Annotated in this window: 10 protein-coding genes and 1 pseudogene; 8 read left to right on the plus strand and 3 right to left on the minus strand. The window is 40.0% G+C overall.

What is annotated here, in order from left to right:
- Positions 1 to 1,228: 1,228 nt before the first annotated feature.
- Positions 1,229 to 1,618 (minus strand): cell division protein ZapA, encoded by a 390-nt coding sequence (locus ACFIK4_RS02215; RefSeq protein ID WP_375613188.1) that lies wholly within the window; start codon positions 1,616 to 1,618, stop codon positions 1,229 to 1,231.
- A gap of 12 nt (positions 1,619 to 1,630) precedes the next feature.
- Positions 1,631 to 1,906 (minus strand): DUF4164 domain-containing protein, encoded by a 276-nt coding sequence (locus tag ACFIK4_RS02220; RefSeq protein ID WP_005774573.1) that lies wholly within the window; start codon positions 1,904 to 1,906, stop codon positions 1,631 to 1,633.
- Positions 1,907 to 2,240: 334 nt separating this feature from the next.
- Between ACFIK4_RS02220 and tkt the strand changes: the two genes are divergently transcribed.
- The 5 genes from tkt to ACFIK4_RS02245 all read left to right on the plus strand — a co-directional run bounded on the left by tkt (position 2,241) and on the right by ACFIK4_RS02245 (position 9,406).
- Positions 2,241 to 4,247 (plus strand): transketolase, encoded by a 2,007-nt coding sequence (gene tkt, locus ACFIK4_RS02225; RefSeq protein WP_375674808.1) that lies wholly within the window; start codon positions 2,241 to 2,243, stop codon positions 4,245 to 4,247.
- A 202-nt stretch (positions 4,248 to 4,449) separates the two neighbouring features.
- On the plus strand, positions 4,450 to 5,457 hold the full coding sequence (gene gap, locus ACFIK4_RS02230) for a type I glyceraldehyde-3-phosphate dehydrogenase (RefSeq protein ID WP_375640596.1): 1,008 nt from the start codon (positions 4,450 to 4,452) through the stop codon (positions 5,455 to 5,457).
- Between the two features lie 515 nt (positions 5,458 to 5,972).
- Positions 5,973 to 7,166, plus strand: a complete 1,194-nt coding sequence (locus ACFIK4_RS02235) for a phosphoglycerate kinase (protein WP_375630978.1) — start codon at positions 5,973 to 5,975, stop codon at positions 7,164 to 7,166.
- Between the two features lie 108 nt (positions 7,167 to 7,274).
- Positions 7,275 to 8,306 (plus strand): class I fructose-bisphosphate aldolase, encoded by a 1,032-nt coding sequence (locus ACFIK4_RS02240; protein ID WP_375674811.1) that lies wholly within the window; start codon positions 7,275 to 7,277, stop codon positions 8,304 to 8,306.
- A 662-nt stretch (positions 8,307 to 8,968) separates the two neighbouring features.
- The gene (locus tag ACFIK4_RS02245) at positions 8,969 to 9,406 is read left to right on the plus strand and encodes a hypothetical protein (RefSeq protein ID WP_375611741.1); all 438 of its coding nucleotides are present in this window, start codon (positions 8,969 to 8,971) and stop codon (positions 9,404 to 9,406) included.
- A gap of 2,007 nt (positions 9,407 to 11,413) precedes the next feature.
- Here ACFIK4_RS02245 and ACFIK4_RS02250 read toward each other — a convergent pair.
- A complete protein-coding gene (locus ACFIK4_RS02250; protein WP_375674813.1) occupies positions 11,414 to 13,204 on the minus strand; it encodes an ABC transporter transmembrane domain-containing protein in 1,791 nt (596 codons plus the stop codon).
- Positions 13,205 to 13,391: 187 nt separating this feature from the next.
- On the opposite strand from ACFIK4_RS02250, the gene rpmE reads away from it, so the two are divergent.
- The 3 genes and pseudogenes from rpmE to ACFIK4_RS02265 form a co-directional block, all read left to right on the plus strand.
- The gene (gene rpmE, locus ACFIK4_RS02255; protein WP_005774581.1) at positions 13,392 to 13,613 is read left to right on the plus strand and encodes a 50S ribosomal protein L31; all 222 of its coding nucleotides are present in this window, start codon (positions 13,392 to 13,394) and stop codon (positions 13,611 to 13,613) included.
- Positions 13,614 to 13,899: 286 nt separating this feature from the next.
- The gene (locus ACFIK4_RS02260) at positions 13,900 to 14,022 is read left to right on the plus strand and encodes a hypothetical protein (protein WP_375611743.1); all 123 of its coding nucleotides are present in this window, start codon (positions 13,900 to 13,902) and stop codon (positions 14,020 to 14,022) included.
- A 274-nt stretch (positions 14,023 to 14,296) separates the two neighbouring features.
- Positions 14,297 to 14,543, plus strand: a pseudogene (locus ACFIK4_RS02265) (ABC transporter); the annotation flags it as partial.
- Positions 14,544 to 14,670: the final 127 nt, after the last annotated feature.

Consider the following 14,670-nt stretch of genomic DNA (forward strand, 5'->3'; position numbering starts at 1 on the left):
GAGACAGATTGGGGATTGCTTTATTGATGTTTATACGAGCGAGATGTTTATTGATAATGAGAGTTCATTCTTTCGCTTTTTGGATAAGAGCCTTGAAATTTTTCCCATTTTAAACTTTTGCAAACAGAATTGAATAAAATTAAAATTATGTGCCTAAAAAATCGTACTGGTATGTTATGAGAAAAAGTGATGGGTGAATGTGTTTTTAAAATATGCTTTGTCGAAGCATTTGCAACATATTGATTTATAATGATAATTTATCGTTATTAAACTTGAATTAGAACCCCGAATTCCGTAAGATTTTCTTAAATTTATTTATGTTTTGTTAATCATAACTCTTTGTTTGTACATCACAAGCGGGTGGGTTTTATGGGAAAAAGCTGTACAAGAAAGGCGTCCCTCTTATGAATCGTTTTACGAGCCAAGGGGGCTATCGCAATATTGAGGTCTGACTATAATGATGATGCCGACTTGCTCTTTCTTTTATTAAGCTTGGAGATTTTGAGGGGTGGGGAGAGAAATATGGATTATTTGTTATAAGGATAAAAATAGCGGTAGAGGATGTTTTCAAGAGCTATTATTGTTGTTTATGATGTTTGAGGTTGTATGAGATTAACATACTCTTCGGGTTTGACTTTTTTCCTGCTCTAAAGGATGAAAATACTTAATTCACGCTGGTTTATAAATGATACGGTTCTTTTCGGTGGGTTTCATCGGATGGACATCTCAGGTGCAAAGACTCCATGGTGCTTATAGTATCAAATAGCGGTGTTTTACGGTATAATAGATAAGGTTATTTTTTAATATATATTGAATCTGCTTGATATTATCTAAGGGGCAAGGATTTTTGGGCATGCATTCATAGGGAACATGAATATAGCTCTTTTTTTCGAAGGGTGCTTTATTTGTTTGTTGCTGTTGTCATTTATATGATTTTTTTACAATGATGTTGATTTTGTTATCTTATTGCGCGGTTAAAAGACATCTCATTTGAAATGTGGTGATATAAGGCAGTCTCCTTGATGTAGGAAGCGTTTGTGCGGAGGTGAAATATTCAGGGTAGGGCTTTCTTGTTGAGGTTTAAGTTAATCCCATAAGTCGTGAGTAGCTGGAATCCTTCCTATAAAAAACCAGACTGTTTACACACTGGTGTGGGTTTAAGAATTTTTATCCTGTGAGATGTGGCGGACAAGTCAAATCTCTGGTTTATTATGCGCTGATGTACTTTTTAGAAATCTTCCTGTTCCTGTTCTTGTTCTTGAAGGTTTGTGCGGTTTTGATCATCTTTGAGCAATTGGTTTGTGAGATTTTCAATGCGTTGTGTGGTGTCACGCATAATTTTCCCCATGGTGCGGTCTCTTTCGTTGTGGAGTCGTAAAAGAGTATTGTAGTCTTCTTGTAATTTTTTATTTTCTCGTTTTATTTCTTCCATTTCATCAATAATCATTATGCCAGCCATAACCGATAAACGATGGTCGCCAATTTCACCAAAATTGTTCTTTAAATGTGTGATATATTGATCCAATTGAGCAGCAAGCGCAATAAGACGACGTTCTTGTCCTTTGTCACAAGCCATGCGATAAACTTTACCATCAATGGTAACGGAAACAGTTTCCATACATTCAAACCTTTATCTATCAATGACAACACGAATTGTTTCCATTGCTTTAATAAGACGTTTGGAAACTTCTTTGTTTACGGACTCTAAGCGTTCAATTTGGGCTTCAGCTTTGTCAAGCGCTTGGGCAAGATGGCTGCGGTCAGCATTCATTCGTTGGATTTCTTCTTCCCATTCGTTATTTTTATCAATAACGGCATTGCGGTTTATTATGGTGATCTCTAAAGTTCTAAGTGCCTTTTCTAGGTGCTCTAAAGCATCTTGTAGAACTGTAGTCTCTTGGTTCATTGCTTTTATCCTTTGGGTAATTGTATCCTTTATCAATGTGTTATGCAAAAACGAATCACTTTCACTCTTGTGTTGTGTGCATTTTATTTTTAAGTATGTAGGATATTTTAGCAAGCAAAGCAGGGGATAGATATAAATTAAAAGCTGGATTTTTTGCGCGTATTGGCATAAATGACATGGATATACAGAACGCGTGAGGGGAATGTTATTAATATTATTGAAGTGGTGGCAAAAAGTCTCACGCTAATGGTTAGAAAATAGTATTTCTTGAGAATTTTAAGAGAATACGGAAAAAGCAACAGAATAACGTATTTAACGAAATGGTCGAGTATTCATGACAAACACCCACCAACAGAATCAGATGGCCAATGCTATCCGTTTTCTTGCTATTGATGCGATTGAAAAAGCAAATTCTGGTCATCCGGGCTTGCCAATGGGAGCAGCCGATATTGCTACGGTTCTTTATACAAGATTCCTTGCTCATGACCCCAAAAAACCTCGCTGGCCTAACCGTGATCGTTTTGTGTTATCAGCAGGACATGGGTCTATGTTGCTTTATGCTCTCTTGTATCTTTCTGGTTATGAAGATATTGGCATTGAAGATCTCAAAAATTTTCGCCAATTAGGAGCAAAGCTTGCTGGGCATCCAGAATATGGGCATGTGGCAGGAATCGAAACAACGACTGGTCCTCTTGGACAAGGGTTGGCTAATGCTGTGGGGATGGCTCTTGGAGAGCGTTTGCAAAATGCTCGTTTTGGTGATCTTATCAACCATTACACTTATGCGTTGGTGGGCGATGGATGCCTTATGGAAGGGATATCTCAAGAAGCACTTTCCCTTGCTGGTCATTTGAAACTCAATAAGCTTATTGTGTTGTGGGACGATAATAATATTTCTATCGATGGAGAGATTTCCCTTGCTGACAGTACAGATCAGATTGCGCGTTTTAAGGCATCTGGTTGGGAGACACATAAAGTCAATGGGCATGATCAAGCAGCAATTGCGCGGGCTATTGAGGCGGCACAAAATTCCGATAAACCAACTTTGATCGCTTGTAAAACAACAATTGGCTTTGGAGCACCCAATAAAGCGGGTACCAATAAAGTTCACGGAGCCCCTTTGGGCGCACGAGAAATCACTGAAACCCGTATCGCGTTAGGGTGGGATGCTGAGCCTTTCGTTATTCCAGCCGATATTCTCGATAATTGGCGCTTGGCTAGTCTCAATGCTGCTAAAAAACGCCAAAAATGGGAAGAAAAATTTGCTGATCTTCCTGTCTCAGAGCGTGTGGAGTTTGAAAGATTGATGCGGGGCGATCTCGTGGGCGGATTTGATGGCGCTATTGATACTTATAAACAGAAATTGGTTGAAGAGCGCCCCGTTGTTGCTACGCGTAAAGCTTCGGAAATGGCTCTTGAAGTGATCAATGAAGTCGTTGTTGAGACTATTGGTGGTTCGGCTGATTTAACCGGATCTAATAATACAAAAAGTAGCCAGATGAAAAGTATCTCTGCTGAAGATTTTTCAGGGCGCTATCTGCATTATGGAATTCGCGAACATGCAATGGGAGCTGTGATGAATGGTCTTGCCCTTTATGGCGGCTTTATTCCTTATGGGGGAACCTTTTTATGCTTTTCTGACTATATGCGTCCCGCTATGCGGCTCTCTTCTCTCATGGGGTTGCGGGTGATTTATGTCATGACTCATGATTCTATTGGTCTTGGTGAGGATGGGCCGACGCATCAACCCGTGGAGCATTTGGCTTGCCTGCGTGCAATGCCTAATCATCTTGTGTTCCGCCCTGCTGATGCTATGGAGACAGTCGAGTGTTGGCAATTGGCTTTGAAAGCACGCGGGACGCCTTCTACCTTGGCTTTAAGTCGACAAAATCTACCGCTTTTGCGTCAAGAATATGAAGAAGAAAATCTCTGTATGCTCGGTGCTTATGAATTCCTAACAGCTAGCGATGATGCTCAAGTGACTCTGTTTGCTTCTGGTTCAGAATTGCAAATTGCAGTGGAGGCACATACGGTGTTAGAAGAAAAAGGCATCCCAACGCGTGTGGTTTCTGTGCCTTGTTTTGAACTTTTTTCTCAACAATCTCTCTCCTATCAGCGTGCTCTCATTGGAGATGCACCAATTAAAATTGCCATTGAAGCTGCTGTCGCCCAAGGATGGGATCGTTTTATTGGCTGTGATGGTGTGTTTATTGGTATGGAGGGCTTTGGGGCAAGTGGAACAATTGATGCCCTTTATGCGCATTTTGGTATTACTTGGGAAAATGTTGTTGCCACCGTTGAAAAAGAGCTGGAAAAGATCAAAGAGGAAAAGACAAAGTGACAGCTTGTGTTGTCATGAATGGGGTGATTGTAGGGCATCATATTCTGTGCAGTATTGTGGATGATCTTGTGCATTATTGTGGATAAGTGAGTGAGTGATCAAGATATTGACATTGTGGGAATTAATGATTTTGGATTGGTGAAATACCCATTTATTGTGTTTTAAATGTTGTGCTTAAAAAATTGATGAGGAAACATGTGAAATGACAGTTCGTGTTGCAATTAATGGGTTTGGTCGTATTGGTCGCAATATTTTACGTGCACTTGTGGAAAGTGGACGACAAGATGTTGAAGTGGTTGCAATTAATGATTTGGGATCGGTGGAAACAAATGCCCATTTATTACGCTATGATTCAGTTCATGGGCGTTTTCCTGGGATCGTTAAGGTGGTAGGGGATGCTATTGATGTGGGAGGTGGTTTAATCAAGGTATGCGCAGAGCGTGATCCTGCTCAATTGCCTTGGAAAGATTTGGATATCGATATTGCTTTGGAATGTACGGGTATTTTTACTGCGCGTGATAAAGCAAGTGCTCATTTAGATGCGGGGGCAAAGCGTGTTCTTATTTCTGCGCCTTCTGAAGGAGCAGATCTTACGGTTGTCTATGGGGTTAATCATCAATCTTTAAGCAGCGAGCATCGCGTTGTTTCAAATGCTTCTTGTACAACCAATTGTTTGGCGCCTGTTGCACAAGTTTTACACAACACGGTGGGCATTGAAAAGGGCTTTATGACAACAATCCATTCTTATACGGGTGATCAACCTGTGTTGGATACAATGCATCGGGACCTTTATCGTGCACGTGCGGCAGCTCTTTCTATGATTCCTACATCAACAGGAGCAGCAAAAGCTGTGGGACTGGTCTTGCCAGAATTAAAGGGGTTGCTTGATGGTGTATCGATTCGTGTTCCGACCCCTAATGTTTCTGTCGTTGATTTGACATTTATCGCTAAGCGTTCCACAACAATCGAAGAAATTAATACAGCTATTGCTACTGCTGCACAAGGTTCTTTGAAGGGCGTTTTGGACACGACAGAAGAAAAGCTCGTGAGTTGTGATTTTAATCATAATCCTCATTCAGCTATTTTCCACAATGATCAAACCAAAGTGATTGATGGTAAGCTCTGTCGCGTTCTGGTTTGGTATGATAATGAATGGGGCTTTTCTAACCGTATGAGTGATACTGCTGTAGCTTTTGCTCAGACAATATAAGAGGACCTCAGGGTCCTCTTTTTATAAGGAAAAGTCTCATTTTTGTGCAATTTTGAGAAAAACAGTTAGAGGCTGTTGTTCTCATGCGCTAGAGAGAAGAGGCTATTGAAACATTGATGATGTGTTTTGTTTTAATACTGTGTCAATACGTGCTTTTAAAAGATGAATGAAAGAGTAAACTTTTAAAAAGTAAGATCTGAACGAGATACCCTTTGAGAAAACGTTAGAAAACAGGAGATGTAAACTCTTTTTCCTAGAAGTAAAAGGAAGCTTTAATAGAGATCAAGTTGAGCCAGTGCATTTGTTTGCCACAATGGAATATGAAGATTAAGAGCAATGGTGGGCTTTTGTACATTTGACGATAAAAGCTTTGGATTTTTATTAAGCAAAGGGTGAGAGATAGGCTGTCGTGGATCTCTTGTAAAAGCAAAGAGGGGGATAAGTGGAAAGAAAAGTGGGCAGGGTTGTTGGATGCGTTTTTATTTGAAACAATGGAAAGTGAAGAGGAAGCAGTGATGGGGTTTCGTACACTTGATGATGTTGATGTTTTGGGCAAACGTGTTCTGGTGCGCGTAGATTTTAATGTTCCTATGGCACAGGGCAAAGTTTGTGACGAGACGCGTCTTGTACGGCATAAAGAGACACTCATTGAGCTACAAAAGTGTGGTGCTAAACTTATTCTGCTTTCTCATTGTGGTCGCCCCAAAGGAAAGGTAGAGCAAGAGTTTTCACTCCGTCCTGTTGTGCAAGTGCTGGAAAAGATCATTAATCAGCCGGTTGCTTTTGCTCCTGACTGTATCGGTTCGGCGGTGCAGGTTGCAGTTGAGTCATTACAAAATGGTGGTGTTTTACTGCTTGAAAATGTTCGTTTTTATGCTGGTGAAGAAAAGAATGATTGTTCTTTTGCAGAAGCTTTGGCTCATAATGGAGATCTCTATGTTAATGATGCTTTTTCAGTTTCTCATCGTGCCCATGCTTCGGTGGAGGGAATAACGCATTTATTGCCTTCTTATGCAGGACGCTCTTTGCAAGGTGAATTGCAGGCATTAGAAAAAGGACTTGGCAATCCAGCACGTCCTGTGGTTGCCCTTGTGGGAGGAGCAAAGGTTTCTAGTAAGCTTTTTGTGCTCAATCATTTGGTGGAAAAAGTTGACTCCTTAATTATTGGTGGGGGGATGGCTAACAGTTTTTTAGCTGCGCAAGGTATCCATGTAGGGAAATCACTGTGTGAACATGCATTGATGGAAACGATAAAAAAAATCATTAAAAAAGCGCAAGAGTGTCACTGTACGCTTCTGCTCCCTCAGGATGCTGTCGTTGGATTTCGTTTTGAAAAAGATGCACCGCATCGTCTTTATGACATTGAAGATATTCCACAAGATGGCATGATATTGGATATTGGGACGCGCTCTATTGCGCATATCAATGCTGCGATAGATGAAGCTGCTACTCTTGTGTGGAATGGACCCCTTGGTGTTTTTGAGATGTCTCCCTTTGATAAGGGAACCATTGCCGTTGCACGCCATGCAGCAGAACGTAGTTTGACGGGAAAGTTGGTTTCAATTGCGGGAGGGGGCGATACGGTTTTTGCCCTTAATCATGCCGGTGTTGCCAATGATTTTACTTATCTTTCGACTGCTGGAGGAGCTTTTTTGGAATGGATGGAAGGAAAGACCCTTCCTGGTATTCTTGCCCTCATGCAGGCTTAAAGGGCTTCTTTGAAGGGAAGGTTAAAGAAAAACTATACAGTCGTGTAGAGTGTTTTTGATAGTGTTGCGCATTTTTAGAAATTAAGACAAAATAAAGAGGAATTTTTTATGAATGAACGGCTTGAAGATATTTCACTTGCTTTGGTGCATGCGGGTAAAGGTATTTTGGCGGCAGATGAAAGTACGGCGACCATTGGAAAGCGTTTTGAAAGCATTGGTGTTGAATCCAATGAAGATAAGCGCCGTGCTTATCGTGAAATGCTTTTTAGTACAAAAGAAGCGATGGAAAACGCCATCTCTGGGGTTATTTTATTTGATGAAACCATTCGGCAAAAAGCATCAACTGGGAAAATGTTGACGGATCTTATTCGGGATTCAGGCGCTTTGCCAGGGATTAAAGTTGATACCGGTGCAAAACCCTTGGCTGCTTTTCCCCAAGAAACAATTACCGAAGGGTTGGATGGTCTTCGTGAGCGGCTAAAAGATTATTATGCTTTGGGAGCACGTTTTGCTAAATGGCGTGCGGTAATTGCTATTGATGAATACACTTTGCCAACAAGAGGCGCCATAAGACAAAATGCACAAGCTCTTGCACGCTATGCTGCCTTATGTCAGGAGTTCAATATTGTGCCCATTGTTGAGCCGGAAGTGTTGATGGATGGATCATCGTGTGGGCATTCAATTACACGCTGCTTTGAGGTGACACGCACTGTTTTGCAGGCTGTCTTTAAAGAATTGTTTGAAGCTCGTGTTCTTTTGGAGGGGATGATTTTAAAGCCCAATATGGTGATTGATGGAAAGGATGCACGCAAGGCTTCTGTTGAAGAAGTTGCTGAAAAGACCGTCCAAGTGCTTAAACAAACTGTTCCTGCTGCTGTTCCAGGAATTGCTTTTCTTTCTGGAGGGCAGTCTGATCAGGAAGCAACGGCGCATTTATCTGCTATGAATTCTTTGGGCGTATTGCCTTGGAAATTGACCTTTTCCTATGGACGCGCATTGCAAGCAGCTGCCTTAAAAGCATGGGCAGGAAAAGATGAGAATATTGCTGTTGCACAGAAGGCATTTCGTCATCGGGCTCGGATGAATCATCTTGCGGCTTTGGGACAATGGACAAAAGAACAAGAAAAAGCGTGCGCTTGAAGCACAAGCTCTGTTTTTAAATGCGGAGAGATTTTTCATATTTCTGCGTGATTTTTTGTGCCCTCATCATGATAAAAATGGCGGGGGCATTTTAGGCTTGAAAGCTTTCTCAGAGAGTTTTTTCCTTGGACCTTTTAAAAGTCTTTAATGGGTGCTATCAAGAGATAAAATTGCGGGAGAGGTGCAATTTCGAGAAGGGGAGACAATGCTAGGAAATTTGTGAATGCACAGCACTTTAGTATGGTGTCGTTCATGGGTGGGTACTTACTTTTTGCGTGAAAATCATAAAGCTCATACTGTATTGAAGAGTTTGATATTATGATATTTTTTCTTTTTCATGTTATCATTACTTGTCATCAGCAGAATTTATTTGATTGCAGTTTCAAAGGTGGATTAAGCGGGTAGATTAGAGAGTTGCGATTTCTGAGCGGATTGGAATACAGCTTATGAAGCTTTTCTGCGTCAGGATAGCTTCCTCTTCAATGGGGGTAGTTTTTCTATTGGCGAACGAATTGAATAACTCTTGCGAAAGAAAATAGATTTGCACCTCAATAAAACACCTATTTTTTCGTTAAAATGGATAAATTTTTCTTGTATTTTTTGATGATATAATTACAAATGTCTAACTTCATAGCATCTTGGCTTAAAACGGGGGGGGAGTTGTGGACGGTATATCTTCTAAAAATAACAGTATATCTTCTAAGAATACAAGCATCAAAAGAAAAAATCGATACGCAGAACAGAGCTTTTCTGCAATTATGATGCGAAAATTGTGCAATATGGTGCGTGGGGTATTCGAAGGGATCTTTGCAGTATTTACTTTCACAATTTTTCTTATCCTGTTCAACATACGTGGACCGGTTCATGCCATACTAAGCTTCTTTTCGGGTGCGAGTGGATTAGCGTGCTTTTTCTTTTTTGTCGGATACTACTTACAACGCCGCGAAGCAACAGCAGATGAAGCCGGTATATCGCTCACATTAATCTTAGCAATTGGTGAAGGCGTTTTTTCTATTTGCTGCATGTATGCTATGTGGGGTTACGACGCTCTCTTGTTCCGTTTAGCACCTCCTGGGTATGTTCTTATTCTCCCTGAATAAATAGAGTGCAATTCGTTTGCATACAAATAAAAATGAGAGGCTGTCTGCCTCTCAAATTCTTAATAATCGCTCTCCAAAATCATAACATCAAACCCGCTTTTAATGAAGGGACTAACAAGCCTTGGGTCCTTAAGCCTCAAGGCAACCCTTTACAAGGGCGGTGCGCCTAACGGCATCCTTGACCTTAAGACACTCAAATGGCTTATGAACAAACTCTCTTATTAAGCCACATCATCTTTTATTCTTCTCATGTGGTTCTGAAATCATGATATAAGGGGCAAGCTTCTCATCGTGCCTAAATGGTAACTTATCGTGTGTTAAATGGAAAAATGAGAAAAAGCATCTTTATGCAATATAATCCAATTATAATTTTTTGATTTGAAGGTAAAGGGTTTAAAGTTCTACAAGACTGATACGATAAAGGGGGGAAGTTGCCTATCTTAGAAACTAAGGCGTATTTTAGGTGCTCTTGATATAGTTACCAAATGGTTTTGAAGACTTATCCTTTTAGCTCTATTTATTAAAAGGTCATTTTGAGGGGGCTTGGCTAATGAATGTAAAGGAAAATTAGCACGTAATATTTCGCTTTGCTGGTATAGATGCTGAATGAGTTAATTATCTAGAGGATCACTGAAGAGGGAGCGCTAAAAAATGATGAAAATCCTCCGTACTTCGGTGAATTCGTGGTTGAAGATATAATCGTATAACTTGGCTTATCTGTTGCTAAAACAGCTGAACGGTTTGAAATGGTTAGGGTGTCAGTGCTGCATATGCTTGGCTCGCTATGCAAAAAAATTATGATTTGGTGCAAGCTTTAAAACATAAACACCTTAAAGATATATCCTCTTTGTACATGTTCTTATCATCGTTAAAATGCCTTCTTAAAGCACGACAGGGGGTGGCTATAAAATTGAGAGCTGTAAATATAAATGATGGCGTTGGTGGTGGTGTGAGAAGATGGTGTTCAATCGAAGTACTCTATCCTTATTTTTATGGGCTATGACTGGAAGAGCTAGCTGGAGAGACAATTTATGAGCAAAGAGAAAGTGTTTTGAGGTTGCGTGTCTGCAAGAGCAGAACAGTGGTCGTGGTGATATTTACAAACAATAAATTTGATAAAATTTTACGATTTTGCCAAAAGCCAGTTTATTATAAAAGCTGTTGCTTATACGCGCTCATACAAAAGTTATAAGAAGCCCAAAAGTGCTAAAAAAGTCTTTGCTCTTTTTTAATAAGACGGATCTGCAAACAATATTCAAAAAGTGTTCGTGTTTTTGAAAGAGCATAAAAGGATACTCTTGCAATAGAGAGAAGCGTATTTGTGAGTTACAATTTGTCATGATTTTCGGTAAACACTATTGTTTAGAGCGGTGAGAGAGGGCATGAAAAAATTTTAATATTCAGTTTTTTAAAGAGTGTGGTCAGTCTTTAGGATAGAGCTTGTGTCCCTAGAGCCTATCAAGTAAGCCCGCATAAAGGCTTCAAGAAAGCGAGCACCTATTATACTTTTTGCCAGCGGATACTCTTTTGTCAGCGCCCCAATGTTTTGACAGCCCTTAGAACGTAAAGGGGCAAGGGAGGTATTTCATTCCTTTCTTGTACCGTTTCACTTCACACGTCAATTCTGCTTGTGATGTGCAAGCCAAGAGATTTTGTTTGACTCACTATGAGGGTTTGACATGAGAAAATCCTATGGTATTCATGATCTTTCATGAAAAACAATGAATTATCCTTATAAATCAACGTGACAGTGCTGTTATGAAGAGAACTCCTTGCACATCTTAATAGCCCATAGCGATTTAACTGGGTATTATTTTATATTCTGTACACAGAAGTGTCTTTATAAAAATACTCCATCTTGCGCAGAAAAAAGAACAACCCGTTAAGACTTTAAAAGAAAAAAACTCAATTTTTTTCCCTCTTTTTTCCATGAGCCCTTAAATTAATAATTCTCTACCTGTAAAGCGCGGTATTCACGCCCAAGTACTGCTCTTGTATCAAGATCACTCACTCAGGTGAAAATTGCAATTTTGCGAGGTAAGCATAAACGCCATTTTTTGCCACAAGTTCGGCATGGGTTCCTTCTTCCACAAGGGCGCCTTTATCCATCACAAGAATGCGATCTGCTTTTAAAATTGTTGCCAAACGATGTGCAATGACCAAGGTTGTGCGGTTTTGCATCAACCCTTCTAAAGCGTCTTGCACCAACTTTTCACTGTTTGCATCCAAAGCCGATGTTGCTTCATCAAGCAGCAACAGGGGTGCATTTCTTAAAATTGCCCGCGCAATACCAATGCGTTGTTTTTGTCCCCCAGAAAGCATGGTACCGCGTTCTCCTACTTGCGTATCCAAGCCATCTGGTAAAGCTTGAATAAATTCAAGTGCATTAGCCGCTTTAGCGGCAGCAAGGATTTCCTCTTCATGGGTATTTTCAGTTCCAAAAATAATATTATCACGCAATGTTCCATCAAAAATGGCAACATCTTGTGGAACATAGGAAATTGCACTGCGTAAATCTTGTAAAGAAAGGCGATTAATTTCCATGCCATCCAACCGAATTGTTCCATTTGTCGGATCATAAAAACGAAGGATCAAAGAAAAAATGCTGCTTTTTCCTGCTCCAGAAGCCCCAACAAAAGCAACCGTTTCGCCTGCTTTTACAGAAAATGAAAGCGAGCGTAAAACCTTCTCTTGTGGTCTAGAAGGATAGGTAAAATCAACCTGATCAAAAACAAGTTCACCTCGAATAGGTTGCTCTAATGATAAAGGATTTTTAGGTGCTACAATAGTAGGTTGTTCTTGTAATAATTCGGCAAGCCGTTCAGCAGCGCCTGCTGCTTGGATTAATTCTGCCCCAAGTTCCGATAATTGCGCAAAAGTAGAAGCTCCAAAAACCGCATAAAGAACAAATTGCCCTAATGTCCCTCCTGTCATCGTTCCATTCAAAACATCGCGCGATCCAATCCATAAAACAGCAACCACACTGCTAAAAACCAAAAAAATTGCAAACCCCGTAAAAAAGGAGCGCAAGATTACAGAAGCACGTGCTGTTTGAAAAGCACGTTCTATCAATTGTGAAAAACGTATTGTAACGCGTTTTTCAGCGGTAAAAGCTTGCACAGTGCGAATAGCACTTACCTGCTCTGTAGCAACAGCATTGGCATCTGCGAGACGATCTTGCGCCGCGCGGGTACGAGAGCGAACTTTACGTCCAAAGACTACCAAGGGAATGGCCACAACAGGAATAGCTGCTAAAACCAACAAAGACAATTTAGCATTGGTGATCACCATCATTACGACGGCTCCGATCACGATAATCAGCTGACGCAAAGCGGTAGAGGCGGTAGAGCCCACAGCTAATTTTATTTGTGTGGTATCTGTTAGAAGCCTTGAAACAATCTCTCCTGAATGTGATCGATCAAAAAAAGCAGGAGAAAGTTTCATAATATGGACAAACACATCACGCCGTAAATCGGCAACAATCCGTTCTCCCAAGGTGATAACACAGTAATAACGGGCTGCTGAAGCAAATGCGAGAAACAAGGCTAAGATAAACAAAATTCCAAAGTAAAAATTGATATGTCCATGGCTTGAAGTAGAAAACCCATGATCAAACATTTGGCGGATAGCCACAGGCAAAGCTAATGTGACTAGAGCAGCAACAGATAATGCTAGAAAAGCAAAGATAAACAACCAACGATAGCGCAAAATATAGGGAACAAAAATTGCAAGCGAAGAGAATGAAGATTTTTTAGGGGAAGACTTTGTCGATTTTTCTGAACGAGAACGTAATGTCATAAAATTTTGCTCACTGTATTGGATTTGTAACACTTGATACAATGATGTATCTTGAACACTTGTTTTTTGATGCGTGCTCAGTTATAGGAATAAATACTTTAAATCAATGTATCAAAAAGACAAAGGAAGTGCACTTAAAAAAACAAGCAAGTGCTATTTCATTCTATAAACGCAAAAGGTTTGACGCATGAAAGCGAATATTCACCCCAACTATCATAAAATTACCGTTGTTATGACGGATGGAACCCAATATACGACGCGCTCTACTTGGGGAAAAGAAGGCGATACTCTTAATCTAGATATTGATCCAAGAACGCATCCGGCATGGACAGGTGGCTCCCAAACACTCGTAGATCGTGGTGGTCGTCTTTCTAAATTCAAAAATCGTTTTGGTAATATTGGCATGTAAAAGCCTCCTTTTTATGGGGAACAAGGGTTTTAAACAAATCGATTGCAAACGATGAGTTTTTTATCCTATCAAAGAGTGCACTTTAAATATTAATTCAAAAACGCATCCGACATAAACAGATGGGTCTTAAACACTTATAAATCATTGTGGTTGCGTTTTTAAATTCAAAAATCATTTTGAATATATGCATAAATCCTTTCTTCCCTAGAGTATAAAGACTTGAAATAAAATAATTGTAAACTTTTCTTCTTTTTTTGGAACTGAACATACCCATGGAGAGGAAATTTTGGCCACTTCTAAAGCTGCCAATGCATTTGAATTTATTCAAGCTTTACCAGATGGCTTGGATACGCAAGTAGAAGAACGTGGTACTATGCTTTCTGGGGGGCAAAAACAACGCATTTTTTAAGAAATGCAGCCCTCTTGTTGCAAGCTGGCACCGTCATTATATTTGCCAACTCGTGGATGTTGCTACAGCCCTTGGCACTTGAGATAATTTATTATAGGCATTTTAAGTTCTTTCTTAATAGTTTTTTATTCACGCGGGCTCTCTCCGCTTGGTACGTGCAAAAGACATGGTTTTGATTGGTTCACCATGGAACATGGTTTGAAATGAGAGAATCCTACGGTATTCGGGATTCTCATTCAACCTATAAAATAATGAATTATTATTATAAATCAAAATGTTGCTGCTTGATGAAGCAACATTTTCTTTAGATGCAAACAGTGAAAAGTTGGTGCAAGATACCTTAGAAGGATTGATGCAAAATCCTAAATCCTAGTCATTGCACATCGTTTGGCAACAATTTTAAAAGCAGATCGCATTCTTGTGATGGATAAAGGCGCCCTTGTGGAAGAAGGAACACACAACTCATTATAAAAAATAATGTTTATGCGCATTTGGCTCAACTGCAATTTTCATCTGAGTAAGTGATCTTGATACAAAAGCAGTATTTTTAAGGGCATAAACAGCACTCTTTTCAGACAGGCTTATCAATTTAAATCTCTCATGGAAAAAAGAAAAGCAAGCATTGAGGTGTTTTTCTTTTTTAACGGG

The organism is Bartonella sp. AP9QHHD, from assembly GCF_042195625.1.
In the GTDB taxonomy this organism is placed as follows: Bacteria; Pseudomonadota; Alphaproteobacteria; order Rhizobiales; family Rhizobiaceae; genus Bartonella.